General features: G+C 60.1%; 15 protein-coding genes. 13 read left to right on the top strand and 2 right to left on the bottom strand.

Annotated features, from left to right (window positions below):
* The first annotated feature begins 1 nt into the window (after position 1).
* From carA to D8M21_RS04255, 9 genes are all read left to right on the top strand, one after another.
* Positions 2–1,186: a glutamine-hydrolyzing carbamoyl-phosphate synthase small subunit gene (gene carA, locus D8M21_RS04295; protein WP_048678386.1), complete on the top strand. Its 1,185-nt coding sequence runs from the start codon at positions 2–4 to the stop codon at positions 1,184–1,186.
* A gap of 4 nt (positions 1,187–1,190) precedes the next feature.
* On the top strand, positions 1,191–4,499 hold the full coding sequence (carB, locus tag D8M21_RS04290; RefSeq protein ID WP_126855669.1) for a carbamoyl-phosphate synthase large subunit: 3,309 nt from the start codon (positions 1,191–1,193) through the stop codon (positions 4,497–4,499).
* On the top strand, positions 4,496–5,356 hold the full coding sequence (gene pyrF / locus D8M21_RS04285; protein WP_238651021.1) for an orotidine-5'-phosphate decarboxylase: 861 nt from the start codon (positions 4,496–4,498) through the stop codon (positions 5,354–5,356). The genes carB and pyrF overlap by 4 nt, the downstream gene beginning before the upstream one ends.
* 169 nt (positions 5,357–5,525) lie before the next feature.
* The gene (mihF, locus tag D8M21_RS04280; RefSeq protein ID WP_048678382.1) at positions 5,526–5,840 is read left to right on the top strand and encodes an integration host factor, actinobacterial type; all 315 of its coding nucleotides are present in this window, start codon (positions 5,526–5,528) and stop codon (positions 5,838–5,840) included.
* 4 nt (positions 5,841–5,844) lie between these two features.
* Positions 5,845–6,429: a guanylate kinase gene (gene gmk, locus D8M21_RS04275; RefSeq protein ID WP_048678381.1), complete on the top strand. Its 585-nt coding sequence runs from the start codon at positions 5,845–5,847 to the stop codon at positions 6,427–6,429.
* A gap of 193 nt (positions 6,430–6,622) precedes the next feature.
* Entirely contained in the window at positions 6,623–7,021 is a 399-nt protein-coding gene (rpoZ, locus tag D8M21_RS04270; RefSeq protein WP_048678379.1) for a DNA-directed RNA polymerase subunit omega, read from the top strand.
* A 50-nt stretch (positions 7,022–7,071) separates the two neighbouring features.
* Positions 7,072–8,322 carry a bifunctional phosphopantothenoylcysteine decarboxylase/phosphopantothenate--cysteine ligase CoaBC gene (coaBC, locus tag D8M21_RS04265; protein ID WP_048678378.1) on the top strand — a complete coding sequence of 417 codons (1,251 nt, stop codon included), beginning with the start codon at positions 7,072–7,074 and terminating at the stop codon, positions 8,320–8,322.
* A gap of 37 nt (positions 8,323–8,359) precedes the next feature.
* Positions 8,360–9,568, top strand: a complete 1,209-nt coding sequence (metK, locus tag D8M21_RS04260) for a methionine adenosyltransferase (RefSeq protein WP_048678376.1) — start codon at positions 8,360–8,362, stop codon at positions 9,566–9,568.
* Positions 9,565–11,772 carry a primosomal protein N' gene (locus D8M21_RS04255; RefSeq protein ID WP_048678374.1) on the top strand — a complete coding sequence of 736 codons (2,208 nt, stop codon included), beginning with the start codon at positions 9,565–9,567 and terminating at the stop codon, positions 11,770–11,772. The genes metK and D8M21_RS04255 overlap by 4 nt, the downstream gene beginning before the upstream one ends.
* Before the next feature lie 26 nt (positions 11,773–11,798).
* Here the strand turns inward: D8M21_RS04255 and D8M21_RS04250 are convergent, their stop codons facing one another.
* A complete protein-coding gene (locus D8M21_RS04250) occupies positions 11,799–12,938 on the bottom strand; it encodes a glycosyltransferase (protein ID WP_321174084.1) in 1,140 nt (379 codons plus the stop codon).
* On the bottom strand, positions 12,935–13,882 hold the full coding sequence (locus D8M21_RS04245; RefSeq protein WP_238651019.1) for an alpha/beta fold hydrolase: 948 nt from the start codon (positions 13,880–13,882) through the stop codon (positions 12,935–12,937). The genes D8M21_RS04250 and D8M21_RS04245 overlap by 4 nt, the downstream gene beginning before the upstream one ends.
* Positions 13,883–14,107: 225 nt before the next feature.
* Between D8M21_RS04245 and leuS the strand changes: the two genes are divergently transcribed.
* The 4 genes from leuS to D8M21_RS04225 all read left to right on the top strand — a co-directional run bounded on the left by leuS (position 14,108) and on the right by D8M21_RS04225 (position 20,083).
* Positions 14,108–16,573: a leucine--tRNA ligase gene (leuS, locus tag D8M21_RS04240; protein WP_048678662.1), complete on the top strand. Its 2,466-nt coding sequence runs from the start codon at positions 14,108–14,110 to the stop codon at positions 16,571–16,573.
* Positions 16,574–16,580: 7 nt separating this feature from the next.
* Complete coding sequence (locus D8M21_RS04235; RefSeq protein WP_048678371.1) at positions 16,581–17,528, top strand: DegV family protein; 948 nt, start codon at positions 16,581–16,583, stop codon at positions 17,526–17,528.
* Positions 17,529–17,621: 93 nt separating this feature from the next.
* The gene (locus D8M21_RS04230; protein ID WP_053089921.1) at positions 17,622–18,518 is read left to right on the top strand and encodes a ComEA family DNA-binding protein; all 897 of its coding nucleotides are present in this window, start codon (positions 17,622–17,624) and stop codon (positions 18,516–18,518) included.
* Positions 18,519–18,910: 392 nt separating this feature from the next.
* Entirely contained in the window at positions 18,911–20,083 is a 1,173-nt protein-coding gene (locus D8M21_RS04225; protein ID WP_048678370.1) for a ComEC/Rec2 family competence protein, read from the top strand.
* Positions 20,084–20,118 lie beyond the last annotated feature (35 nt).

Genomic DNA, 20,118 nt, shown 5'->3' with positions numbered 1-20,118 from the left:
CATGACACATGCACAGCAGCCCGCGAATCGGGCCGTACTGGTTCTCGAAGACGGCACGACGTATCGCGGCCGAACCTACGGTGCAACGGGGGAGGCCTTTGGAGAGGCCGTTTTCTCCACGGGCATGACCGGTTATCAAGAGACACTGACGGATCCCTCGTATGCGGGGCAGATCGTCGTGCAAACCGCTCCTCACATTGGCAACACCGGCGTCAACGCCGAAGACGCCGAGTCACGTCGCATCTGGGTCAGCGGATACGTCGTCCGAGATGCTGCCCGACGGCCCTCAAATTGGCGCTCCGAGCGATCGTTGGATGAGGACCTCACCGCACAAGGTGTGGTTGGCATTCAGGGTGTGGACACGAGGGCCCTGACCCGTCACCTGCGAGATTCGGGTGCCATGCGCTCTGGGATCTTCAGTGGCGAGCAGGCCCAACTCTCACACGAGGAGATGATCCGCCGAGTTGTCGCTTCCGCCGAGATGAAGGGGCGCCGGCTCGCGGACGAGGTCAGCGTGACCAGCAAGTACACCGTTGAGCCGCGGGACCACGGATGGAACGGCGAACCGCTTGCTACGCTCGTCGCGGTCGATCTGGGCATCAAATCCATGACACCGCAACGTTTTGCCGAGCGCGGGGTGCGGGTCCATGTGGTCCCTGCGAACATCACTCTGGACGAGCTCGTCGATCTGAACGTCGATGGCGCGTTCTTTTCGAATGGTCCTGGCGACCCGGAAACGGCCGATGTCCAGGTCGAGTTGCTTCGCGGAATTCTCCGTCGAGGAATTCCTTTCTTCGGCATTTGCTTTGGCAATCAGCTGTTGGGACGTGCCCTCGGGTTCGGTACCTACAAATTGCCCTTTGGGCACCGTGGCATCAACCAGCCCGTCATGGACCGGACCACGGGTCGCGTGGAGATTACCGCCCAGAACCATGGATTCGCGGTGGATGCCCCGCTCGATGGGCCGGTTACCGCACCCTGCGAAGAATTTGGAAAGGTCGAGGTGTCGCACGTTGGTCTCAACGACGACGTCGTCGAGGGTCTTCGTTGCCTGGACATTCCCGCCTTCTCCGTTCAATATCACCCGGAGGCCGCGGCTGGACCTCACGACGCGGCCTACTTATTCGATCGATTCATCGAGCTCATGACTTCCACCGATGCCGCCAGCCAGAAAGCAGGAAAGTAAACCTATGCCTCGTCGTCACGACCTCAAGAGCGTCCTGGTCATCGGCTCCGGCCCCATCGTCATCGGTCAGGCCGCCGAATTCGACTATTCCGGTACGCAGGCCCTCCGCGTGCTGCGCGAAGAGGGCATCCGAGTCATTCTTGTGAACTCGAATCCGGCCACCATCATGACCGACCCGGAATTTGCCGATGCCACGTACATCGAGCCCATTACGCCGGACACTATTGAGCGCATCATCGAGCGCGAACGACCTGATGCCATCCTTCCGACCCTGGGCGGGCAGACCGCCCTCAACGCGGCGATTGCTCTGGACGACCGCGGAACTCTCGAGAAATTCGGAGTCGAGCTGATCGGTGCCAATATCGCGGCCATCAATCTGGGCGAGGATCGTGAAGCATTCAAGGGCGTCGTCGAGCGTTGCGGCGCCGAATCGGCCCGATCTGAGATCGTTCACTCCATGGAGGAGGCGCTGAAGGCCGCGGAAAAGCTCGGTTATCCCATGGTCGTTCGCCCTTCCTTCACCATGGGTGGATTGGGCTCTGGCATGGCCTATAACGAGGAAGACCTCCACCGCATCGCCGGCGCGGGCATTCAATACAGCCCGACTTCGGAGGTTTTGCTCGAGGAGTCGATCCTCGGGTGGAAGGAATACGAGCTCGAGATGATGCGCGACAAGAACGACAACGTCGTGGTCGTGTGCTCGATTGAGAATTTTGATCCCGTGGGTGTTCACACCGGCGACTCGATCACGGTGGCTCCGGCCTTGACCTTGACCGACCGCGAATACCAAAAGATGCGCGACGTGGCCATCGCCGTGATCCGTGAGGTCGGCGTGGACACCGGCGGATGCAACATTCAATTCGCCGTGGATCCCGTGACGGGCCGCATTGTGGTCATCGAAATGAACCCGCGCGTCTCCCGTTCGTCCGCGTTGGCCTCCAAGGCCACGGGTTTCCCGATCGCGAAGATCGCTACCAAGCTTTCGCTCGGGTACACGCTCGATGAGATCCCCAACGACATCACGCGCAAAACCCCGGCCTCGTTCGAGCCGACCTTGGACTACGTCGTCGTCAAAATTCCGCGGTTTGCCTTCGAGAAATTCCCTGCTGCGGATCCGACTCTGACGACCACCATGAAGTCCGTGGGTGAAGCCATGGCCTTGGGACGCAATTTCACCGAAGCGTTGCAGAAAGCGATGCGATCGCTGGAACAAAAAGGCAGCGAATTTACCTTCGGCAATGATCAGCTGGATCATGCGAAGCTCGAGGAGTTGGTCGAGTCCTGCAAGACGCCGACGACCGAGCGCATTCATCACGTTCGCCAGGCTCTTGCAGCGGGCGCGAGTGTCGAACGAATGTATGAGGTCACGGGCATCGACCCGTGGTTCTTGGATCAGCTCGTTCTCATCAACGAGGTGGCCGACCTCGTACGCACCGACGGTAATTTGACGCGGGAGACACTAGAGACGGCGAAGCGTCACGGATTCTCCGACGCCCAGATCGCGGAACTCGTACATCTCAGGGAGGACGTCGTCCGCGGGGTACGCCACAGTCTCGGAGTCCGTCCCGTGTTCAAGACCGTAGACACCTGCGCGGCGGAATTTGAGGCGTTCACGCCCTACCACTATTCGTCCTACGACCAGGAAGATGAGGTGGCCCCGCACGGGGGACAATCCATCATGATTCTCGGCTCGGGGCCCAACCGTATTGGCCAAGGGATCGAGTTCGACTACTCCTGCGTTCACGCCTCGATGGTTCTGCGGGAAGCTGGCTATGAGACCGTTATGGTCAACTGCAACCCCGAAACCGTATCTACTGACTACGACATCTCCACGCGCCTGTACTTTGAGCCCCTGACGTTGGAAGACGTGCTCGAGGTCATCGACTCGGAACGGCGTACCGGAGGTCTTCTCGGCGTCTTCGTGCAGCTTGGTGGGCAAACTCCGCTCAAACTTGCGCGGGAACTTCAAGAGGCGGGGGTCCCGATTTTGGGTACGTCGCCAGAAGCAATCGACCTCGCCGAAGACCGAGGAGAGTTCTCGCGAGTCTTGGACCGGGCCGGCTTGATTGCCCCGAAGAACGGGACGGCCTCAACGTTCGCGCAAGCAAAGGTGATCGCCGACGAGATTGGCTATCCGGTGCTCGTGCGACCTTCCTATGTATTGGGTGGTCGCGGCATGGAGATCGTCTACGACGAGCAAAATCTGGAGCGTTACCTTTCCCACGCGACCGAGGTTTCACCGTCTCAGCCGGCCTTGATCGATAAGTTCCTCGAAGACGCGATCGAGATCGACGTGGACGCGCTCTACGACGGGACCGATCTCTACATGGGCGGCGTCATGGAGCACATTGAGGAAGCGGGTATTCACTCCGGCGACTCCGCATGTGCACTCCCGCCCGTGACCTTGAGCCCCAGCATCATCGAAAGGGTTCGAAAGGCCACCCGTAGTATCGCCGAAGGTGTGGGCGTCCGCGGACTGATCAACATCCAGTTCGCCGTGGCATCGAACAACCTTTACGTCATCGAGGCTAATCCGCGGGCATCACGGACGGTTCCGTTTGTGTCCAAGGCGACGGGTGTTCAGCTGGCTAAATCTGCGGCGTTGATTGGTACAGGACGTTCCATCGCTTCTCTCATCGAGGAAGGCCGATTGCCCTCTCACATGGACGGCGCCGATTTGCCGGAGGACACCGCAATTGCCGTCAAGGAGGCGGTATTGCCCTTCAACCGGTTCCGCACCAAGACCGGTGCTGCCGTGGATTCTCTGCTCGGCCCGGAGATGCGTTCCACGGGCGAGGTTATGGGACTCCATGCATTCTTCGACACGGCCTTTGCCAAAGCGCAGGCCGCCGTCGGAAACATTTTGCCCACCGAGGGCCGCGTCTTCGTGACCGTTGCCGACCGTGATAAACGAGCGGCGATCGTCTACGTCAAGATGCTCAAGGAGCTCGGTTTCGAGATCATCACGACGGGTGGGACCGCCATGGTCATGCGGCGCAACGGGATCGACTGCACGGTGGTTTCCAAGCTTCGGGAAGCAGAGGAAGGGGAGCGCACCGTCGTGGACATGATCACCGACGGCGACATCGACCTGATCTTTAACACCCCGTCCGGCGCCGAGGAATCGCGCGGCGATGGTTACGAGATTCGCGCGGCGGCCACGAGCATCGGATGTCCATTGATGACGACGATCTCCGAATTCGGTGCGGCGATCCAGTCCATCGATGCGCAGCGTCGTCACACCTGGGATGTCATGAGCCTCCAGGACCACGAAGCGACCCTGTCCGCAGCCGCTCAGAAGACATCGAAATGAATCGACCGATGACGCAGGCAGGGGATCGCCTCTATGGCACCATGCAGGAGCTCGGCCCCCTTTGTGTAGGGATTGACCCTCATCCGGGGCTTCTGCGGGATTGGGGGCTTCAAGATTCGGTGGACGGCCTCGAGAGATTCGCCATGACCGTTGCCGAGGCCATGTCGGGGAGAGTCGCCTCGATCAAGCCTCAGGTGGCACTTTTCGAGCGTCACGGTTCCGGGGGCATCGCGGTCCTGGAACGCGTGATCGAGACGATGCGTGGATCGGGGACCGAGGTCATCTGCGATGCGAAGCGTGGGGACATCGGTTCCACGATGGCCGCCTATGCCGACGCATGGCTGGGGGCGTCCTCGCCGTTGGCGGGGGACTTCCTTACCGTGAGCCCGTACCTGGGCTTCGGATCTTTGGACCCAGCGATGCGTCAGGCCGAGCAATCTGGGAAAGGCACTTTCGTGCTGGCGCTAACCTCTAACCCTGAAGGCGCCGAGGTTCAGCATCAGGGAGTCGAGAAGTCGGTGGCCAAAAGTGTCGTTGAGGCAGCGTATAAAGAGAACGAACGCCACCCCTCGAAGCATGTCGGACCCTGCGGATTGGTCGTGGGGGCAACCGTGGGCGACTCGCTGGACACGCTGGGCATTCATCTCTCTGAGTTCAATGGACTGATCCTCGCTCCTGGATACGGAGCCCAGGGCGCTTCGGAAGAGGATCTTGCTCAGGTGTTCCGGGGATGTCGGGATCAGGTCGTCGTCTCCTCCTCACGTGGGGTTTTACGTCATGGACCGGATGCGGATGCGCTGGTCAGGGAAGCGATTGCCTGCAATTCCCGTTTGCGCCAAACCCTGCATGCCGGCTAGGCGCGGGTCCGTGCCGTACGAAGGTATCCTTCGAGGTCAAACAAAGCACGAGATTCGGCGTGTTACTGACTGGTAAGTACGGCATTCCTGGGGTACTTTAGTTTCCATACGTACGGGAATCTTGGGGATTAGTAATTGTTATCTCGTACGCACTGGAGAGGAAGTAACTATGGCTCTACGCCCTCTGACCGACCAGGAACGCGCGGCGGCTCGTGAAAAGGCCAAGCTTTCGCGGCAGGCGCGCGCTAACGCAAAACTCGCGCTTAAGAATCGCGAAATCACCATTGAGCAATTCTTGAAGCGCGCGGATACGGATGAAGCTTTGCAACGCATCCGCGTCGAGGATATGTTGAAATCGCTCCCGAGTATTGGTGAAGTGCGAGCTGCTGCGATCATGCGTGATCTGAGGATCGCACCGAGTCGTCGCCTTCGCGGCCTCGGGGCTCACCAGCGTAAGAATCTCATCGAATACCTCGAAGGGTAGTCCAATGTCAGAGACCCAGTCCCCTAAGTTGACCGTTTTGGCCGGACCGACAGCCGTCGGAAAGGGGACGGTCTCTGCTTACATCCGCGATCACTACCCCGAGGTGTGGTTGTCCATTTCTGCGACGACGCGTGGACCCCGTCCTGGCGAACAAGACGGGGTGCATTATTACTTCGTCTCCGACGAAGAATTCGATTCGATGGTTGATAACCGTCAGATGCTCGAATGGGCCAAGGTGCACAATAACCATCGGTACGGAACGATGCGTCGCATGGTGACGGAGGCATTGGACGCAGGACGCCACGTGCTCCTGGAAATCGATATTCAAGGCGCTCGGCAGGTACGCAATGCGATGCCCGAAGCAAATATGATCTTTCTCGCGCCGCCGAGCTGGGATGAGTTGGTTCGTCGTTTGCGGACGCGCGGCACGGAAACGGACACCGAACAGCGTGTTCGATTGGAGACGGCCAAGGAAGAATTAGCTGCCGAGCCCGAGTTTGACGAGACGATCGTCAACGACACTGTGGAAAAAGCGGCGGCCGAGGTCGTGAAGATCATGGGAATTGAATCCGCGACACAGCGGAGCTGACGCGACCAATCCGGGTACGGTGAATCGTGGTCCGACGGCCGGTCGAAACCACGCTGGGGCCGACCAGGGTGCAATCCTAGGCATACGGTTGTATCATGGACTTTTAGTTTTGCCCGAGGCCCCACAGGTGGCCGTCGGATGATTATCGGGCGATCGGCCCGGTACATACCCATCAACGTCACGGGAGAAATTCTTGGCACTTTCCGAACATGAAGGCATCATCGATCCCTCGGTGGATTCACTCCTCGAGAAGACCGATTCTAAATACGGTCTGGTGATCTTCGGTGCTCGCCGTGCTCGTCAGATCAATGCCTACTACTCGCAGTTGCAGGAAGGCCTCTTCGAGCACGTGGGTCCGTTGGTCGACACGTCCTTGAACGAGAAGTCTCTCTCCATCGCGATGCGCGAGATTGAAAACGATGTCATCGAGGTAAAGCACGTCGAGGGAGGCCGCTTCAACGAGAACGGTCAAGTCATCTCCGACGACCAGCCCGTGGCTGACTTCTTTAACTCTGAGATGTTCGCACAGGAGTCCGAATCTGCGGACGCCTTCGTGCAGTTCAGCGAAGAGAACTCGGATCAGTCCGAGTAACCTCCGAAACCGGGTAGGAGTGCCCGGACGGCACCCGTTAGACTAAACGGGTGCGAATAATACTCGGAATCGGTGGAGGCATCGCGGCGTACAAGGCCGCGATGCTTCTGCGTTTATTCAGTGAACAAGGGCATGACGTCGTGGCCATGCCCACTCTGTCGTCGTTGAATTTCGTTGGAGCTGCCACCTGGGAAGCCCTCTCCGGCAACCCCGTTCGTACCTCAGTCTTCGAAGATGTCGACTCGGTAAACCATGTCCGACAAGCAGAAACGGCCGAACTCATCGTCGTTGCCCCGGCTACCGCGGACCTCATGTCCAAGGTCGTCACCGGGCGAGCCGACGATCTCCTGACTGCTACGATCCTGACCGCGACGTGTCCGATCGTTTTTGCCCCGGCCATGCACACTCAGATGTGGAACAACCCGGCGACGCGCCGCAATGTGGCCCAATTGCGTCGGGACGGATTCACCGTGATTGAACCCGCCGTCGGGCGACTGACCGGTCGGGATTCAGGTGCTGGCCGACTTCCGGAGCCAGCCGAAATTCATCGACAGGCCCTTGTCGTATTGACTAGCCAAGGAACCGAGAATCCGGACCTGACGGGGCGGCGGATCGTCGTCACTGCCGGAGGAACCCGCGAAGCGCTGGACCCCGTACGTTATCTCGGTAACCGATCCTCTGGTCGGCAAGGCATCGCGATAGCACAGGCTGCGGCAGATCTCGGTGCCTCGGTAGACCTGATTGTGGCCCACCTTGAGGTTGAGGCGCCTGAACCGACGGAACGACTTCGAGTTCACCGGGTTTCTTCAGCCCTGGAGCTCGAGTCTTCGGTCCACGCGTCGGTCTTGGGGGAGGACTCCGCCGACGCCGTCGTCATGACAGCCGCAGTAGCGGATTTCCGTCCGAAATCCATGGCCACAACAAAGATCAAAAAGGATCCGGACGCCGACGATGCTCCGAGCATCGAATTGGTGCGGAACCCAGACATCCTCAAGGGCCTGGTGGAATCACGGCGTCGAGGGGAGCATTCCGCCTTTTTGGTGGGTTTTGCCGCTGAAACGGGGTCGCCCGAGCACTCGGTCGCAGAATTGGGGGAGGCGAAATTCCGGTCGAAAGGATCGGACATGCTTGTGGTCAACGAAGTCGGTTCGGAACTGGTGTTTGGGCGCGACGAAACCGCGGCCACGATCCTCGTCGCAACCAACGATGGAATTGCATCCGAATCTGTTTCCGGCCCCAAAGCCGTGCTTGCGAGACGTCTCATGACGCGGGTGGCGTCACACCTCAATATTGGCTCATAGGGCCCGAGGTTTTGAAGCAAACGGGTAGAGTGATCGAGTGACTTCCAAAGATAATCAGCATCTTCGCCTCTTCACGTCCGAATCAGTGACCGAAGGACATCCGGATAAGATCTGCGACCAGATCTCCGACTCGATCCTCGACGCCCTCTTGACGGAAGACCCCATGTCGAATGTCGCCGTGGAGACGATGGTTACCACGGGTCAGGTCATGGTGGCCGGTGAGGTCACGACTCGCGGCTACGTCGAAATACCCAAGATTGTGCGTGACACGATCTTGGACATCGGCTACAACTCCTCAACCCGCGGATTCGATGGTGAATTCTGCGGTGTTTCGGTGTCGATCGGTGAGCAGTCACCTGACATTAACGCGGGCGTGTACACCTCACTGGAAACCCGTGACGGCACGGCCAGCGACGATCTTGACCGCCAAGGCGCGGGGGACCAGGGCATCATGTTCGGCTATGCGAGCAACGAAACCGAAGCGTTGATGCCCGCTCCGATCTGGATCGCGCATCGGCTTTCTGAGCGGCTAACCAAAGTTCGGAAAGATGGAGTCCTTCCTGATCTTCGTCCGGACGGGAAAACTCAGGTCACGTTGGGGTATGACGGCAACACCCCGGTTTCCGTCGACACAGTAGTCCTCTCTAGTCAGCACGACGAGAAGTACGATCTCCGAACCCTCGAAGAAGAGGTTCGACGTTTCGTCATCGATCCGGTGCTAGCGGATCTCGACCTGGATATCGATGGGGCCAAATACATCATTAACCCCGCCGGGCAATTTGTTCAGGGCGGTCCGGTCGGCGACGCCGGGCTGACCGGACGGAAAATCATCGTGGACACGTATGGTGGAATGTCACGTCATGGCGGTGGCGCCTTCTCGGGCAAAGACCCGTCGAAGGTGGATCGTTCGGCGGCCTACGCCATGCGGTGGATCGCCAAAAACGTCGTAGCCGCAGGATTGGCCGATCGCGCCGAGGTGCAGGTTGCTTACGCCATCGGGCGGGCGCGTCCGGTCGGACTTTACGTTGAGACCTTCGGAACGAACCACGTGGACCCGATTCGCATCGAAAAGGCCATTGGCGACGTCTTCGACCTCAGGCCTTTGGCCATCATCAACGACCTTGATTTGCGGCGTCCCATCTATGCGAAGACGGCCGCTCACGGTCACTTCGGCCGCTCTGAACCCGAATTCACGTGGGAGCGGACGAACCGAGTGGACGCTTTGCGGGCAGCCGTTACCCCATGATCGATGAGCCGGAGGGGATCCTTCCGGGCTTGGAAGGGTTGGACGTCGCGTCTTCGGATCCTGGTAGGGAACCCGGCGCCGTGGAGCTTGCCGCAGAGTTACCCGTGGCCAGGGTCGCGATCGATACGCGGGTTCCGCACCTGGACCGACTCTTTGACTATTCCGTTCCGGCTCATCTTGATCACGACGCCCAGCCTGGGGTTCGCGTTCGCGTTTCCTTTCACGGCCGGGAAACGGTGGCTTGGCTCATTGAACGAGTGGCTACCAGTGATGCCTCGGTGAGTCTCCAGGCCTTGCGTGATGTGGTCTCGCCGGTGCGGGCCCTTCGACCCGAGATCTGGGAGCTCTGCCGGTCGGTTGCCGCGCGGAGTGCTGGTTTGGTGTCCGACGTCGTACGTTTGGCGGTGCCGCCCCGAGCTGCCCGGGCCGAACGACAATTTGAGCGTGAGGTTCTGGGGCTCGGACAACAATCACGTTCACAGGGGGCGTCCGAGGGAAAAGCGCAATCCTCCGGTGCGGAGCCCGAGAAAAGTCCCGAGAAAGGGTCTTGGGGCGATGGCTTGGGTAGTGCGGCAGACACCCATTCCCCTACATGGCTGAAACCTGAGCCAGATGACGACGTTTCCGGCTGGGCCTTGTACCGTGGCGGCGAGAGCTTTCTCGATAGCTTGGCGACGTCGTCGGGGCCACCGGTTCGCGGTGTGATGTCGGTTGCACCGTCCGCCGAATCCGGTTGGGCTCAGCTCGCGGCCCGTGCGTGCGCGGAAACGTTGTCCTCAGGACGCCGAGCGTTAGTCATTGTTCCCGACCGCCGCAGCCTGGATCAGCTGGAATCGGCCGTTAACCGGCTGGTCGACGGGCAACGGATCGCACGGCTTCACCACGAGGACGGTCTCTCGGCACGGTACTCATCGTTTCTGCGGGTCCTGTCGGGTGAAGCCTGGGTGGTGATTGGTACTCGTTCGGCAGCGTTCGCCCCCGTGCCCGAACTCGGAGTCGTGGTCTGCTACGACGACGGCGACGAAAACCTCACCGAGCGACAAGCACCGTATTGTCACGCACGCGATGTCTTGCTCCTCCGGGCGCAGCTCGAAAAATGCTCCGCAGTGTTTTTAGGCTATGCCGTCAGTCCGGAATGTCAGCGTCTCGTCCAGACCGACTGGGCCCGGTCGATAGCCCCGGCGCGAGAGGATCTCCGGAAGAGTTCTCCGCTCATCAGGGCCACCTCTGACTCCTACACGCGGGAACGGGACCCGCTCGCCGCCAGGGCCCGCATTCCGCATTTGGCCTACCAGGTGGCACGCGAGGGACTGAACCGCGGCCCTGTCTTGATTCAGGTTGCTCGAACCGGCTATGCGCCGTCCTTGGCTTGCTCCCGATGTCGAGAGTCCGCCCGGTGTCAGCACTGCTACGGACCGCTCAGCCTCGAGAAAGACTCCCGCTCCCATGCCGTGTGCCGATGGTGCCACCGCGGGGTCGCACATTGGCAGTGTACCCACTGCGGACATGATTCATGGCGGCTCACGAGCGTCGGCGCACTGCGGACCGCGGAGGAGCTCGGACGCGCGTTCCCTCAAGTCCCGGTGGTTTCGTCCAGCGGAGAGAACATCAAGGCCTCCATAGGCGATTCGCCAGCGCTCGTGGTGGCGACTCCGGGTGCGGAACCCACGGTGCCTGGAGGATACACGGCAGCGCTGTTGTTGGATGGCGATCTCATGTTGTCGAGAGACTCGCTTCGCAATGCCGAATCCGTGCTCAGACGATGGATGAACGCCAGCGCCCTCGTGGCATCCCGAGATCAGGGCGGGCAGGTCGTCTGCACCGCGGAGGATTCCGCAGCCTTAGGGGCACTGATTCGGTGGGACCCGTCGGGATTTGCTTCGCGAGAGCTGGCTGAAAGGCATGAGCTCTTGTTGCCGCCTGCGGTTCGGACCGTTGCCATTACCGGACCCCGAGTATCCGTTGAGGAGTTTGTGCGTGTTCTTCACCTTGACGATATGGAACCTGCCTCGGGGTTGCGCGTGATAGACCCTGTACCGCTGACCGACGACGAGACTGATGACGATTATCGAGCCATCATCTTCATGTCGTACGGCTTGGCACCCCAAGTCACCGAGCGGCTCCGAAGTACGCGCGCCTCCTTTTCAGCCTCGAAAAAATACCAGTCGGTGCAGATTCGATGCGATGCCCTGGATGTGTTGTAGGCACGATCCAGTCCGCCGAATTCGCCTTAACCTCGACGTCGCTCTCGCGTTGAGGTCGCGAGTCGCACGAGATCTCGAGCGGAGCGGTCCCAACTATCACGCGCGGCATCGCGGATCGCATTTTCGACCTGGTTTTTCAGTTCCTGAGGGTCTTCGAGGGAACGCACGGCTTGGGCTAGGGTGCCTTTCTTCTGAAAATCGCAATGTAATGCTCCCGGAGCCACTTCACGGAAAATCGGAATATCCGTGAGTATCCTCGGGGTCCCCTCGGCCGCCGCTTCCGCTACGGGCAGCCCGTAGCCTTCCGCGGAACTGGCGGTCACTAATGCCGTGCAGGTCGCCAGCATGTGTTGATATTCGCTGTCCGTCACGCCGTCGTGAAAGATCACTTGGGCATTTTGGGGGATGAGGCGCAGCAATTCCTCTTTTCGACGAGGATCGAACCGGGACAGCAGATGTAATTCATAATCGGGTAATTCGGCCATTGACGTGATCAGAAGATCCACGCCCTTATACGGCATGGCGGATCCCATATACACCAGGGAACGCTTTCGATGTGGAATCCTCGCCATCGCCTCCTGAAGATCGACGCCAGACCCTTCTGGAGGAGCATTCGAGATGACTTGTAGTGGTCGATGCGTCAGGCGATGCTGGACCATCAAATGGGCCGTGGTCTGGCTGACGGTGACGACGTCATCTGCCCTATTAAGGAGCAAACGCTGCGGCAGGTACGTGCGATGGAATAGTCGCCAACCCCAACGGACCGCGGCCGGAAGGAAACGCGGAGGATCCGGGTGATCGTAGTAGATCAGGTCGTGCAAGGTCAGGATCAAACCGAAACGCCGGCCCCAGGAGCCAATTGTTTGCATCGGGGAGAACAACACGTCCGGCCGATACCGGTTGAGTAGCAACGCGCTGAAAGGTTCAAAAGGGCCGGTGGGGGAGAATCCCTTCACATGAGGGAAGTCAGGCAGTTGGGCCAGCTGTTCGTCGTCGGAAATAACCATGACGACTTTAATCTGGGGATAATTTCCCGAAATAATTCCTCGGTGAAGGGCATGGAGCAGGCTCGCGGTGTATCGGCTAATGCCGTCGTGGACCGGCCGAACGTAGCGTGCGTCGATCATGAGCCGCAACTCGTTGGATTGGCGGGCGAGGGTGTTCACAAAGATCCTCCTACCGTTGAAGGAATGTGTGCTTCCACGAAGGTAGCGATGAGAACGGCGGCCCGCCGGGGTGTCTCGTAATGGATGAGGTGCCCCACCTCGGGAATGACGTGCAGATCGGCGCGGGGGAAGCGTGCGGCGAGTCGCTCCTGCGCAGGGACCGATCCCAAATCATCGTGTTCGGCCACGATGAGCGCGGTCGACACCTGGACGTGAGCGGCGACGTCGGTCACCGTGTCGCGAATGGAGGATTCATAGGCCTGAAGGACGACGTCGCGGGAAGCGAAGGAACCGAAATAGGCGTCGTGTTGGCCGTTGATGAAGCGTCTCAGCCGAGGATCGCGATTTTTCATCATGAGTTCCGACGAGATGCGGGTGACCCAAGAGGAGCGAATCAGCCGATCGCCGATGGCGGCGGGCAGGGCCGCGCAGGCCCGATAGAAGGCCGAGGCCGCCAGGGACGGAATCCTTGCCGAGGATTCCAGCGCAGGTTCACAAATGGGGTTGATCAGAGCGAGTGCTTCGACGCCGTCCGGTGAATGAGCTGCCGTTCGCGCCGCTACGACCGAGCCGAAGGAATGCCCGACCAGGACGATGGGCCGCGGACGGAGCTGTTGGATGAGAGCGGCAATGACATCCGCGTACGTCTCGGAGGAATGTGTTCGGTCAACCAGAGGCTCCGATGTTCCGAATCCAGGGAGGTCGGGGACGACGACGTCCCATTCCGTGGACAGCTCCTGTGCGATGAGCGCCAAGCCGTGATGATCTCCGCGGAAGCCATGAACCATGAGAATGAGTGGAGAATCTACGAGAACTTCCGAGCGAGGAGCTGTGTACGTCCAGTAGCGAACGCGGCTGCCGTCGAATTCCAGGCTCGACTCTTGAGGCAACGTGAAGTTCTGGGGAACATCCTCGAAGACGGACGATGGGGTGGTTCGAGTCACGCTACTCCTCATGGGTCGACGACGGGTTCGCCTTCACTGCAGAACCGGTCGATTCTCACGATACAAGCCGGATCGTCGAGCATGCGTCATCAGGGTTAGACTGTGGACTATTCCCGATGGCAGGCCCTCTTCTGGGTGCTTCCTGCTCATCACGACGTACAACCCCACCAGCGCAAAGGAAACACTGTGCCTCAATCGGTTGGAGAGAATCCTTCACGAGCCCTCATGGACGAGAAGACCTACGACTTCTCATCCCTGGAAGCGACGTGGGCGGACTACTGGGAGCGAGAGAAAGTTTTCGCCCCACTCGACGACGATTCACGGGAACGCAAATATGTCCTGGACATGTTTCCTTACCCCTCAGGGGACCTTCACATGGGCCACGCTGAGGCCTTCGCCATGGGCGACGTCGTCACTCGCTACTGGAAACAGAAGGGCTACGACGTTCTGCACCCGATCGGCTGGGACTCTTTTGGACTGCCGGCGGAAAACGCGGCCATCAAGAACAACACCCACCCTGCTGAGTGGACGTACAAGAACATCGAGACTCAGGCGGCCTCGTTCAAGCGCTACGGTATCGCCGTGGACTGGTCCCGCCGGTTGCACACCTCCGATCCGGAGTATTACCGCTGGACCCAGTGGCTGTTCCAGCAGTTCTATGCCAAGGGACTTGCTTACCGGAAGGATTCGCCGGTTAATTGGTGCCCTAAAGACCAGACCGTGCTGGCCAACGAGCAGGTGGTCAATGGAGCCTGTGAGCGTTGTGGCACGCAGGTGACGAAGAAGTCCCTGAACCAGTGGTACTTCAAAATCACCGAATACGCGCAACAGCTCTTGGACGACATGAAGCAGCTGGAAGGCCACTGGCCCGATCGTGTCTTGGCGATGCAACGAAACTGGATTGGTCGTTCGGAAGGTGCAGAGGTCACCTTCGACGTCGAACAGACCGATACCCGGCCCGCGACTCAGCTCTCCGTTTTCACGACGCGGCCCGATACCCTGTATGGCAATACCTTCTTCGTGGTCGCGGCGGATTCCGATCTTGCCGTGGAGCTCGTGACACCGGAGCAGAAGAGCTCCCTCGAAGCGTACCGGGAAGAGGTCAAGGCGTTCTCGGACATTGAGCGTCAATCCAGCGATCGCCCTAAGACGGGTGTGTTCATCGGTCGTCATGCCATTAACCCGTTGACGGGAGAGCGCCTCCCCATTTGGGCTGCCGATTACGTCTTGGCCGATTACGGCACCGGCGCCATCATGGCCGTTCCTGCCCATGACCAGCGAGACCTCGATTTCGCGCGGACATTCGATCTTCCGGTCCGAGTGGTCGTGGATACCGACGCCGAGAACCCCGCCGAAACGTGGGAAGCCACCACCGGCGAGGGGACCATGATCAATTCCGGTGAGCTGAACGGTTTGGGCAAAACCGAGGCCATCCGACGGTCCATCGAGATTCTGGAGCGTGAAGGCAAGGGCGAGGGCAAGACCATCTTTCGCCTGCGTGACTGGTTGCTGTCACGTCAGCGCTTCTGGGGCGCGCCGATTCCCATCATTCACTGCGAGTCCTGCGGAGAGGTGCCCGTACCGGAGGACCAGCTTCCGGTGCGCCTTCCCGACAACCTCAAGGGCGAGGACCTCTCGCCGAAGGGGAAGTCACCTCTGGCGGCCGCCACGGAGTGGGTCAACGTTGAGTGTTCGAACTGCGGTGGGCCGGCGCAGCGGGACACCGACACGATGGATACCTTCGTGGATTCCTCGTGGTACTTCCTGCGTTTCGCGGATCCACATCTGGATACTGCGGCCTTCGACCCGGAGGAACTGCGCAAGTGGGAGCCCGTGGACCAGTACGTCGGAGGAGTGGAGCATGCAATTTTGCATCTGTTGTACGCTCGATTCTTCGTCAAGGTGATTCGAGATCTCGGCTACATCGACTACGACGAGCCGTTCCGGGCCTTGCTGAATCAAGGACAGGTCCTCAATGGCGGAAAAGCCATGTCGAAATCGTTGGGCAACGGGGTCGATCTCGGACAGCAAATTGACGAATATGGCGTTGACGCTGTGCGCACCACCATGGTCTTCGCTTCTCCGCCAGAGGACGATGTCGACTGGGCCGATGTTTCTCCCGGCGGAGCCGGTAAGTTCTTGGCCCGAGCTTGGCGATTGGGCCAAGACGTCGGTTCGGCTTCTCCTGTAGATTCCTCGGGCGACGACGCATTGCGTCGCGTCACCCATCGCACCATCCACGAGGCCGAGCAAGCGTTGGAGTCGCATAAGTTCAACGTGGTCGTCGCTAAGACCATGGAATTGGTCAACGCGACACGTAAGGCCATCGATTCCGGCCCCGGCGTGGGAGACCCTGCAGTTCGTGAGGCCACGGAAGCCGTAGCCGTATTGTTGTCGCTGTACGCGCCGTACACCGCTGAGGACCTGTGGCACGAAATTGGCCACGAGACACCCGTGTTGACCGCGGGGTGGCCTTCCGTCGATGAAGCCATGTTGGTCGATGAGACGGTGACCGCCGTCGTTCAGATCAAGGGTAAAGTCAGGGCCCGCCTCGACGTTGCCAAGGATATTTCCGCAGAGGACTTGGAAGCCTTGGCCTTGGCGGACGCCACGGTGCGGAAGAACATCGGAGAGTCACCGATCCGCAAGGTGATTGTTCGTGAGCCTAAGCTCGTCAATATCGTGATCTGAGGTTCGTGTGAGCACGGAATCCCACCCCCGGCAGAAGGTCGCGATCGTCACGGATTCGGCGATCGGTCTCGGCCCGGCGTTGTCGACCAGACTGCGTTCCGGGGGCGGATTCGTCTCAATTTCCCTTCCCTTGATGGTGGGGGACCAAATCTTCACGGAGGAAGATGACCCTAGTCTGAAGGAACGGTTGGTGATCGCCAGCGCCGAGGGTCGCCGTATGACAACATCCCGGCCTTCGCCGGGGGCTTTCGCGGCGGCGTACGAGTCCTTGGCTTCCGAGGGCTACGAACATATCGTGTCGATTCACTTGTCGTCGGAACTTTCGGGGACCGTCGACGCCGCGAGGGCTAGTGCCCGAGGGGCGAAAGCCTCCGTTTCCGTGATTGATAGCCGGACCGTGGCCATGGCACAAGGAATGGCGGTTGTGGCCGCTCTCGACGTCGCGCGTTCCGGAGGCAGCCCGGCTGAGGTTGAAGCCGCGGCCGGAGAAGCCGCCCGATGTGCTCGGTTGCTCTTCTACGTGCCCACGCTGGATGCCCTGGCTCGTAGCGGTCGGATTCCGAAGAGTCTTGCCATGGTCGGCCAGATGTTTCAGATTCAACCGATCGCAACCGTCCAAAAGGGTCGGCTGAAATATGTGGAAAGGCCACGTCAGGAGGCCGCCGCCGTCAAGCGCTTGGGTGAATTGGTGGTGGCGGATGCTCGTCAGGCGTTAGCGGAAGACGAAGCTTCACGAGGTGAAGACGGTCGAGTGGTGGTGGCCATTCAGGATTTTTACGGAAGCGCTCTTGCTAACCGCCTTGCGGATTTAGTCACCCTCGAACTCGGCTCGAGAGCGATCGTCGTCCGCTCGGAGGTACCGCCCGTATTGGCCATCCATGCCGGTCTCGGCCCGGTCAGTGCCGTGTGTGAACCAGCAGGACTGGTGCCAGAGCTTTCGTCCACATCGAGCTGAGTCCCAGGATGAAAAGCTAGTAGTTCCACAGGGAAGAGGCGTGAGCGGTCGCATCTCGGGAAAGCGATTGCGCTAGCCGACTAGCTTCTCCGTATGGACGATTTCCTCACGGACCCGGAAGCTCATGCGACGGATTCTCACAGTGTGCGCCGTCGGGCAACCTCGCGACCGCGAACCGGAACGGCTGCTGGGCGCGAACGGTTGAATGCGCTCATGGAGCGGTCGCGAACGCGTTTGCCCAGCGAGAACGAGGATGCGCTTGATGCGCTGACCAAGGACCCATCGCAGAACGGCACCCTACGGGCCAGTCGCACTGCACGGAATCCATCCAAAAGACTGCTCGGTCTTGCGCCTAGCCCCCGCGCGACGATCGCCCTCGTTGCCATGGTCGTCGTCGCTCTGGTGGGATCGTATGTCTTTCTGCCTCGCCACGGGGAAACCGCGAACTTGGCCGTGGAAACCTCAGGGTCAACCGTGCCTTGGGAATCTTTCGAATCGAGGTTCGCTGGAGCGTCTGGATCCTCGACGGCCATTTCGGAAGCCACAACTGGCGAGATCACCGTACACGTGGTGGGTGCCGTAAGGAGACCGGGCCTGGTCAGATTGCCACCCGGCGCCTTAGTCAATGACGCAATCGAAGCCGTCGGGGGAGCGATCGAGGGTGCTCGGCTGGAGGACATCAATTTGGCCGAACAGGTCACTAGTGGTCAGCAAATTCGAGTGCCGCGTGCGGGCGATGATCTTCCATCTCCCCGTGACGGTCAAGTATCAGCTCATGACGCGAGTTCCACGAGCCACGGCAAGATCAACATCAACACCGCCGATGTCGAAGAGCTCCAAAAACTCCCTAAAGTCGGACCGAAGCTCGCCGAACGCATCATCGAGTGGCGAACCCAGCACGGCCCATTTCGCAATCTGTCGGAGCTGGACGCGGTTCCCGGGATCGGCCCTACGATGATCGCTGCGCTGGAGCCACTGGTCTCGTGGTGAATTCTCGGATTCATGACGGCCAGGTAAGGGGCGCTAACTTCCGTCTTTTGCCGGCCGCGGTCTGTGCCTGGGGCGTCGCGTCTGTCGTGGTCACCAGCGGGAGGGAGCTGCCGACATGGGGTGTTCCACTCGTGGTTGGTGCGGCGACGACGTCGTGCCTGATGAGCGCATGGGGCTTAGCCTGGGGCCGTCCACTGGTCACCGCCGCGGCTGCAGCTTTGTGCGTGAGCCTTCTGGCCATCGCTGGAGTGATGTGGCGATGGGACGGACTAACCCAGCAAAGTCTCTCCGTATCGATGCGACGGGCCGCAGAGAACGGGGAACGGGTACGGGTCACGTTTCGGCACGATAGCTCCTTGAGAGTAGTAGCCGGAAGATTTGAGGATTCATGGGTGACCGACGTCGATCTTCGCCGCATCGACGCCGGCGGAGAAATTTCCGAGGGTTCTCTCCCCACGGAGGTGTGGTGGAGCGACCGTGAGTCGTATCACTTCCTCGAAGAAGGAGGCCACCGAGACTATGTCGCGATAGCCAAATTTGATCCGAGTTCCGACGGGCATCCGGCACTTCGGTTGGTCTCTCAACCGATCGTCGTCAGCGGTGAATCCTCGGAGCATGAACCTTTTCCGCCGTGGGCGCGAGCAATCAGAGAAGACACCGTGAACAGGGCGGAGAAGTTGCTGGACCGTGACGTCGGCGCTTTGGTCACAGGTATGAGCTACGGGGACGATTCGCGTATGACTCCCGACACCAAGGAGGCTTTCAAGACCAGTGGCCTGACGCACCTCACTGCCGTCAGCGGATCCAATGTCGCACTGGTGACTCTGCTTGGTTTACGAGCCGCTCGATGGGCAGGGTCTCCCAGAACGGTCAGCCTACTGCTGGGAATCGCGGCCGTCGTCGGATATGTGTACCTCGTCGGCCCCGACTCATCCGTGCTGCGTGCCTCATGGATGGGCGTTTTAGGTTGTTGGGGGATGATCCTCGGACGAGGCGGCTTCGCCCTGTCCTGGTTGTGGGTCACGGTGGTCGGGCTACTCATCGCCGATCCGAGGCTGTCTCACGACGTGGGGTTCACCCTATCGGTCTTGGCCACGGCCGGAATTCTCTGTCAGGGCAAGGCCCTTCGGGATATGTGTGAGAGATTCTGCCCCGTCGTCCTAGCGGAAGCCGTATCGATGAGTACGATCGCTACGGTGTGGTGCGCCCCGGTGATCACCGCCATCTCGGGCGTTTGGGGCACCTACACGATTCCCGCAAACGTCGTCGTGACGCCATTGGTACCTGTCGTCACGCTGGTGGGTCTTGCCGCAACCCTCATGGCTCCTTTTCCATTTTTTGCTGATGCCCTGACCGTGTGCGCCGGATGGTCGGCCTCTCCCATTGTTGGTGTGGCCCATGGAGTAACGGCTCTTCCGTGGTCGGTTCTCGAGATGGGTCAGAGTCCGTGGGCAATAATAGGCGCGTGCTCCGTCAGCCTCGTGGCGGCGATGACTATTTTTCGATGGTCGACGACGGCACCAACTAGACTGGCCACCACCGGGAAAGGTGAAAAAGAGCCATAGGATGGTGCCCGATCACCTCCGTTCACCGTACCGAT

This window comes from Kocuria sp. HSID16901 (genome assembly GCF_003989425.1).
Lineage (GTDB): Bacteria > Actinomycetota > Actinomycetes > Actinomycetales > Micrococcaceae > Rothia > Rothia massiliensis.
Note: the sequence above shows the minus strand (reverse complement) of the source record. Positions and strands in the feature narration are given on the sequence as shown.

What these genes read in the sequence shown, in the direction of transcription:
- D8M21_RS04255 (WP_048678374.1), top strand. Translation starts at nt 9,565, where the DNA reads ATGATCGATGAGCCGGAGGGGATCCTTCCGGGCTTGGAAGGGTTGGAC.
- carA (WP_048678386.1), top strand. Translation starts at nt 2, where the DNA reads ATGACACATGCACAGCAGCCCGCGAATCGGGCCGTACTGGTTCTCGAA.
- D8M21_RS04230 (WP_053089921.1), top strand. Translation starts at nt 17,622, where the DNA reads ATGGACGATTTCCTCACGGACCCGGAAGCTCATGCGACGGATTCTCAC.
- carB (WP_126855669.1), top strand. Translation starts at nt 1,191, where the DNA reads ATGCCTCGTCGTCACGACCTCAAGAGCGTCCTGGTCATCGGCTCCGGC.
- mihF (WP_048678382.1), top strand. Translation starts at nt 5,526, where the DNA reads ATGGCTCTACGCCCTCTGACCGACCAGGAACGCGCGGCGGCTCGTGAA.
- gmk (WP_048678381.1), top strand. Translation starts at nt 5,845, where the DNA reads ATGTCAGAGACCCAGTCCCCTAAGTTGACCGTTTTGGCCGGACCGACA.
- leuS (WP_048678662.1), top strand. Translation starts at nt 14,108, where the DNA reads ATGGACGAGAAGACCTACGACTTCTCATCCCTGGAAGCGACGTGGGCG.
- pyrF (WP_238651021.1), top strand. Translation starts at nt 4,496, where the DNA reads ATGAATCGACCGATGACGCAGGCAGGGGATCGCCTCTATGGCACCATG.